A 7,080-nucleotide genomic window follows, 5' to 3' on the forward strand; every position below is an offset into this window, starting at 1 on the left:
CATATCCAGCTCCGGCCTGACCTCATCGATGGCTGCCTGGCTGGCACCAGACTGACCCTCACCCAGCAGCCGACAACAACCCGAGGAAGTCAGTAATCAAATTGGTGAGCCTCTTCAATGGCTCAGCCTGGTCTCCGGCGTCAAGGGGTGCATGGCCAGGGCCGCCAGGAATCCCGGTCACGAGGTGGGCCGGAACAGCCGGTTGGGCTGAACGTCGAATGCGAGAACCACCCCTTTCCCGAGATGCGGAAACCGGCTGACCAAGTCCTTTCTGATCTCGTTGAACACATCAAGCCGTGTGTTGTCACGGCCCGGAGTCACCGTCCCTTGGTAGTTGAAGAAGGACAAGCCCGCGGGGGACGGGGCCTGCAGGGTGATGAACCAGAAATGGGTCCCCTGTGCGTCACCGACCATGTTCTGTCTCCGTCGTCAGATACCAACCACCCACCATGGGTCCCACAAGCCCGCCGCGAGCCACCCGAGCCACCACCCGTATGGGTGACACACCCCGCCCTTCCCACGGAAAAGGCACCAAGAAATGCGGCCGTGTCGGTGCACTGCGCGCGCCCTGTCACCCGTCTGGCGCCTTTCGAGGTTCGGATCCACCGGCGAAGGCACCGACGGGTGCCGGCCCTGCCGCATCGGGCACCCACCGAGTGGGAGCGGGGCCGGACGGGGTGTTGTGGTGGCCGACGGCCCGTCCCGCGGGACTCTGGTCTGCACCCCCTGACCAGGAATTTTCACCCTCGCGAGACAGGGTTAAAAGGAGTTCACCGGCCACACACCGCTGGTGGAGGGTGGCGGCCGTCGGGGCCCGCCGCCGGGGCGGGGCCCTCGGTCGTCGGTGCTTTGCTGAACGACTGGGATCAGGTCATCGGACGCCGAGGCAGCCGGACAGGTGCCCCGATCCCGCTCTGGTACTGCTGGGCGGGCGCCCGTCTGCCATCCAGCCCACTCCGGAATGCGCCAAACAGTCGGCTGTACTTCACTGAAGTGAGAACTGAAGGTCTGCAAGCCAAGCCAGCTCGTGTCAGGCAGGTAGTCGGAAACCACGGAGCAGGACGACCCACATGACTGCCCAACGCATTGTTCAGGCGGCCGGCCTGTCGGCGGCTACATTGCTCGCCGTCGCATCCCCCAGCCGGGCTGACGTGCAACCCCCGGTCGCCACCCCCGGCGGGACGGTCACCATCTCGGCCAGCTGTACAGCCCCCCCCGCGACCGCATCGGCGTCCCCGGCGTTCTTCGATCCTGTAGTTCTGAATCCGGGGTCGGTGATGGGCATGGTCGCGGGTACGGCGACCATCAAACCGAGTCCCTCCCCGACGACGTACACGGTCACTGTGTCGTGCTCCGGCAGCACCTCGACGTTCAACGCAGCGGTATCGCCTGGCCCCAGTGCTTCCTCGAGCAGTGGCAGTCCCAGTGCTTCCTCGAGCAGTGGCAGTCCCAGTGCTTCCTCGAGCAGTGGCAGTCCCAGTGCTTCCCCGAGCAGTGGCAGTCCCAGTGCTTCCCCGAGCAGTCCCAGCGCGTCTGCCAGCAGTGCCTCGGCGACCGCCAGCGCATCGAGCCCTTCCGCCTCGCACGCTGCCACCGCGACTCCTTCGGGAGGACCACACGCCGGTGACGGGGCGACGAGCCAGTCCCGCCGGTTCTCACTGGTCGTCCTGCTCACGGCACTCGGTGCCGCCGCGGTGGCGATCTGGCTGCTGGTCATGCCCCGGCCACGGTCAGGCGGCGGGGCACACCGGTGAACAGGGGGACGGGCTCTATGCGGTCCCGTGCCCTGAACAACCCCGTCATCCTGCTCCTTCTGCTGATGATGCTTGGCTGTGCTACCTATGTGGTCGGTCTCGAGCTGAAGACCATCAAGGTCGACTATGCCCAGGCCCCTCCGCCGCCTCAGCCGTCGCAGACCGCACTGGTACCGATTCCTGCGCCGCCTCCCGCAGGCGCCCCGGCCCTGAACGCATCACCTCCGGTCTCCATCGACGTACCGCGCTTGGGCATCCATGCCGAGGTGATGACTACCGGTTTGAACGAGGACGGGACGCTCGCCGTCCCCAGCGATGACGACGCCCGGCGTGCTGCCTGGTATGAGGGCAGTTCCTCACCCGGCCAGGCCGGTCCCGCGGTCATCGTCGGGCATGTCGATTCCTGGTCCCTGCCACGTGGTGAGGCAGTTTTCTACCCCCTGGGCGCGGCCAAACGAAAGGACGAAGTGGACATCGCCCGTGCTGACGGGACCGTCGCCGTCTTCAGTGTGGACAGCGTCAGCGTCTTTTCCCGGGACAGCTTTCCCACCGGCAAGGTCTATGCTCCGGTCCCCGATCCTGAGTTGCGCCTGATCACCTGCGGGGGCGCTTACACCTCCCATGGGTACAGCGGCAACGTCATCGTCTTTGCTCATTACACCGGTACCAGATCTGGCCCTCAGTCGACCGCGCCGTCAGCGTGACAGCGGACGGGAGCGCGCCGACCACGAACCCGGCTCCGGCGGATCCCGACGCCGGCGAAGGCCGCGCTCGCTTGTTCGGCGGCCGTTGCGCCGGGTGCCGCCCAGGACGCACGGCACGGCACGACGCAGCCGTCGCCGTGCGGATGCGGGCATAGCCTGGATGTGGGGCGAGGCAGCCGGGTCCGTACCCGGCTGCCCGCCGCACGCCGAGAGAGTGTGAGTCGTCATGGATCCGTCGGCCAGTGCAGCCAGCCTGCGGCTCCTGCGTGACTATCTCGACGGCGGGCACATCCCAGCCGGGCTCATTCAGGCGGCGCAGGACGTGGTGCGGCAAGAACCCGCCGGGGCACTTCCCCCTCCCGAAAGGGCGGCATTTTGGATCGTGAAGGCCCTTGTCGCAGAGGGCTGGCACGCCACAGATTTCGCCCGCCCCCTCACATACGCTGCGCGATGGGCGGAAACCCCCGTCCTGCACTCCGGGTATCCCCAGTTCGTCTACCAGATTGACGCCGCTCTCGAAGCGCTGGACACCCCGGCACGCAAACGCGGTGCCGTGGACAATGCCGCCGAGGAGGTCGAGGAGTTCGGCAGCTACCTGGTCGGTCTTTTGGAGGCCTGCCGGAGCATGGGGGAGGACTGGCCGGGCCTTTGGTCGTTTCGTCGTTCAGTGCCTGTGGTACCGGGGCTTTTTGCGGATCTTCTGGAACTGGGACTGGACAGCCTTTCCGCGGCATCTGCAGGGCTGCTGGGCCTGGACGTGCAGCAGGCCGGCGATCTGACCGTACAAGAGGTGTGGAGCAGGCAGGCGAATCTGAGAAGGCGCTACGAAATGCAGCCGGCGTTCACACTGCGGGAAACCGAGTCCGTCGCCAGGGCATTGACGTCGGGGGAGTGGCGCGCCGAAGATTTCGCCGCCCCGCTCGACAGCCTGCACCACTGGGCGGACAGCCGGGCTGCGGAAACGGGAGTGCCTGAGTTCCACCATGCTGTGGTGCAGATGCTTCAGGCCCGGGCAGCCAGAGGGGACACGAGATTCGTTCACGTCTCCTACATCGAAGCGTTGGCCTCGCTGAAAGCCCTCTTCGCCCGTATGGCGCGCGGACTGGGCGTCGTCGCAGAAGGATGGCCCACGGAATGGGCCGTGAAGGGGAGGGTCCCCGCAGTAGCCCCCCGGTCGGTCATGGCCATGATTGATACGGGCATGGCGGCGCTGACACGGGAAGCGGAATCGGGTGGCGGGCGGCAGGAGGCGGAGGAAACGCGGCCGGAAAGCACCCGGGACGGGCAGCAGTTCCCCTATGGGCCCGCAGCGGAGGGCAAGCCGCACAGCGCAGCGGCCGGATTCCCCCGCTGGGAGAACGTGGAGGCCTTCGTGCGGGCGCTGGCGGTGGACGGCTGGGTGATTGATCACCTGGCCGACCCTCTGGCCCATCTTGACAAGTGGGCGGGCAGCAGCGTCCTCCACAAGGGATACCAGGACTACGCGAACCTGGTCGTGCAATACCTGAACGCACCGTCCCCCGGCGCCGCTGGGTCCTTGAGACCAAAGGAGGTGCAGCGGCACGCGCACACGCTTCGGGCACTGTGCGAGTGCCTTCAGGTGATCTGCGACGTCATCGGGGAGATGGGAGCCGGATGGCCGCAGGATTGGTGGTCCGAGAACTCTCCGGAGCCTGCCGAACCCCCTGAAGTGGTGCACTGCGTCCTCAGCGCCGGGTTGCGCAAGGCATGGCAGGAGCACGATCGCTGGATTCAGCTCGCGGCCTCGTCCTGAGCCTCGCGTCGAGGCCGCGGGCGCCGGTCCTACCGGAAACCGCAGGTGCGAGCGTTGACAGGCGGGAGGCCTGCAGCATCCCCGCACCTGGGCACTCCCGCTTGCGCGAGCACGACCTTCCCGCCGGCCGGCGAGGACAGATGGGACCCCTGCTGGGCGGCCCCGTGGCGGCGCCCCCTTTGCGGGGCTATACCTGCTTCCGCACGGCCGACGTCGCAGTCACCCGCACGCCCGCTCCTGCTGTCTGGCTGCTGGGAATCACATTGTCGCGCCAGGCCAGCCTGCAGGCGATGAATGCGGCCGAGACAAGCAGGCCGTTGCGGACGACCAGCAGCGAAACCCCCAGCCAATCGCTGTCGACGACATGCGCAAACCAGACGGGGAATTCGAGGGTGGTGACCCCGGTCGCCGCGAGTGTCAGCACCGAGGGAACCAGCATGCGCCCGTTGGTGAAGGTCAGGCACACGGCCGCCATCCCGATCAGCCACAGCAGATATTGCGGACTGATCACCCTGCTGACGGCGATGAACAGCAGAACGGCTGCAAATCCGGCCTCGGCAAGACAGACGGCCGAGTAGCAGCGCGCCTTGACACGCCAGAGCACCAGCCACCCCAATGACGCTACGGTCAACGCCAGCGAGATACAGCTGACCGTACTCACATACGGGCCCAGGAACTCGACTGATCCGTAGTTCAGCCGCACCTCACCGGCCCAGCCGAAGTAACGGGCGATGTGGAACACCATCGCACCGACCGACTCGATCTCGATGCCCCTCGCATGCTGGTGTGCGACAAAGGCGAGCGCGCCCGGCATCATGAGACACAGTGCCGCGATCAGAGCGGCCGCCGTCAGCGCCGCCGTCCCCCAGGCCCGGCGAGTGAACCGGCCCGGGCGGGTGCCCAGCAGCAGCAGCGCAGGCCACACCTTCAGCAGCGCGCCGAACGCCGCCGCCGCTCCCAGCAGCCGTGGCCGATTCGCCCCCGCCAGCAGCCCGACGACCACGACGGCCGTCACCATCAGATCGTAACGGGCATACGCGGTGGGCCCGAGCAGAAATACGCCCACCACCCAGAAGCAGGCACCCCGCAGGCTCCTCGTCCCTGCCGCGCCGGTCAGGGGCACGTCGAGGCCGGTCGAGGCCGCGGCCTGGCGCCGGCCCCGGCTGAGCCACCGGGCCGGTCGCTGAACTGCCGTCACCAGGGTGGTGAACACCGTTGCGTCGGCCACCAGCACGATCAGTGCGAACGCCGTCGTGTAGGGGAGGAAGGGCAACAGCGGCGCGGGCGACAGGATGGCCAGGGCAGCCGCCGGCGGATACTGCCAGGTGACGTCGTGTGCAGGGAAACTGCCGGACCGCAGAACCTCGTACCAGGCCGGATAGACGACAGACAGGTCGGTGGTGGCGTCCAGCCCGGGAAAGGGGAGGATCCTCAAAAGCCACAGCACGATCACGGCCCGGCTGGCAGTCCATGCCACCAACAGCCAGATGGTGCTCCGTCTGGCGCTCTTTGAGACCAAAGCTACTCCTCGGCAGTTCCTCGGCCTGGCACCGTCCCCGCTGGAAGCGAATGCCCAGCAGGTCGGGTCGTCCCCGCAGCGAGGACCGGAGAGACACGCGCCGCACGTGGCGGCCTCAGGGCGACGTGTGATCTTTCAACTCCATCTGACCAGCCGTCACCTGCCGCCGCACCTCTGAAGAGTTCCAGGCCAGCCAGATGGGCCATCCGGAGGCGGCCTGGATGGTCTGTCCAGGCCGCCTCTCACCCGGCAGGGCGCCTCAACCGCACATCCTTTTCCACCGCCTCCGCGGATCCGCCCGAAAAGAGCCCCGGTGCTTTCGACGGACCGGGTCCCGCGCCGGGAAGCCGCCCGGAGCGCCGGGCAGGCGCCGATATGGGGAGTTGAAACATTGCACATCGAGTGCAATATTGGGCATATGGCACATATCCGTTCAGGATGATGCGCCGAAAGAGGGATTCGCTGCGCGGGACATGCCGCGTGCCAAGAAGGCCGGTTGGGCTGGCTTCCTGATGATTGGGGCTGGTATGCCATGGAATGCGGTGCGCAGCGGATTGGCTGCGAACAGACGCCGAAGCGGCCGAGTACGCGGCAGGTGGACGGCACGGGCCGCGGGCCCGCTCGCGCAAGATTCCGGACGCCCCGCGCTTGTGCAGGGCGCCAGACGCGTGCCCTGCACGGCCCATGTGGGCGGGGGTGCGCAGTGACTGGCTCCCCGTGGCTCGTGACCTTCCGCCTCCTGGATGGAACATTGCACTCCTACGTCATCAAGGACGCAGCCGATGCGAATCATGCGCGCGTGAAAGCCTTCAACCGGGCCGACTCACCCGCGGGGCACCACGCCCGAGGCGGCCTCGGCATTGATCGCGCGTACGACGACGTCGTAGAACTCACCGCCCGGGTACTGTGCGGCGACGAACAGTACGGGGGGCCTCCCCCCGGGTGGTGGACACGCTGATACCGCCGGCACTGTGCCGGCGGCCACTCGGCGCCGGCGCATACGTGTGCGGGCACCACGCGGCCGGGCTCACGCAGTGCCGGGTGGTCAACGAAGCGTTGCCCCTATCACGGGAAAGCTCCGGGCGTGAAGCCGCGGCTGTGATCTCCAGCAGCAAGTGGCGGTGCGCCGCCCGGATGAACAGCAGGCGCGCCCCGGGCGGTGGGAGGCCGGGCGGCGCACCCAGGACTGGCGCATCGTTCCCGCCCGGGTCATCCGGGTCTCCTTCGTGGATACCTCCCGCGTAGCGGGGCAATGGTCGGGATCTCGCCGCCAGGGCGAGACACCGTGCTCTGACCCGCGCGGGGCGTTGTCAGTGGCGGCAGGTAGCT

5 protein-coding genes are annotated in these 7,080 nt (G+C 67.6%); 2 read left to right on the top strand and 3 right to left on the bottom strand.

Annotated elements, in window-relative coordinates; translation table 11 throughout:
• Window positions 1-177 precede the first annotated feature (177 nt).
• Window positions 178-414, bottom strand: coding sequence for a hypothetical protein (locus tag ACGFYN_RS47525; RefSeq protein ID WP_393872198.1), 237 nt, complete (start codon window positions 412-414; stop codon window positions 178-180).
• 676 nt (window positions 415-1,090) lie between these two features.
• Complete coding sequence (locus ACGFYN_RS47530) at window positions 1,091-1,717, bottom strand: hypothetical protein (RefSeq protein WP_393872199.1); 627 nt, start codon at window positions 1,715-1,717, stop codon at window positions 1,091-1,093.
• Window positions 1,718-1,771: 54 nt separating this feature from the next.
• On the opposite strand from ACGFYN_RS47530, the gene ACGFYN_RS47535 reads away from it, so the two are divergent.
• Both ACGFYN_RS47535 and ACGFYN_RS47540 read left to right on the top strand, forming a co-directional pair.
• Window positions 1,772-2,458: a class F sortase gene (locus ACGFYN_RS47535; RefSeq protein WP_393872200.1), complete on the top strand. Its 687-nt coding sequence runs from the start codon at window positions 1,772-1,774 to the stop codon at window positions 2,456-2,458.
• A gap of 226 nt (window positions 2,459-2,684) precedes the next feature.
• Complete coding sequence (locus ACGFYN_RS47540) at window positions 2,685-4,232, top strand: hypothetical protein (RefSeq protein WP_393872201.1); 1,548 nt, start codon at window positions 2,685-2,687, stop codon at window positions 4,230-4,232.
• 187 nt (window positions 4,233-4,419) lie between these two features.
• Here the strand turns inward: ACGFYN_RS47540 and ACGFYN_RS47545 are convergent, their stop codons facing one another.
• Window positions 4,420-5,751: a glycosyltransferase 87 family protein gene (locus ACGFYN_RS47545; RefSeq protein ID WP_393872202.1), complete on the bottom strand. Its 1,332-nt coding sequence runs from the start codon at window positions 5,749-5,751 to the stop codon at window positions 4,420-4,422.
• Window positions 5,752-7,080 lie beyond the last annotated feature (1,329 nt).

The organism is Streptomyces sp. NPDC048419 (genome assembly GCF_043200415.1).
Lineage (GTDB): Bacteria > Actinomycetota > Actinomycetes > Streptomycetales > Streptomycetaceae > Streptomyces.

Excerpts from the sequence above, each read along its gene's own strand:
- ACGFYN_RS47525 (WP_393872198.1), bottom strand. The coding sequence starts at position 414 with ATGGTCGGTGACGCACAGGGGACCCATTTCTGGTTCATCACCCTGCAG.
- ACGFYN_RS47530 (WP_393872199.1), bottom strand. The coding sequence starts at position 1,717 with ATGACCAGCAGCCAGATCGCCACCGCGGCGGCACCGAGTGCCGTGAGC.
- ACGFYN_RS47535 (WP_393872200.1), top strand. The coding sequence starts at position 1,772 with ATGCGGTCCCGTGCCCTGAACAACCCCGTCATCCTGCTCCTTCTGCTG.
- ACGFYN_RS47540 (WP_393872201.1), top strand. The coding sequence starts at position 2,685 with ATGGATCCGTCGGCCAGTGCAGCCAGCCTGCGGCTCCTGCGTGACTAT.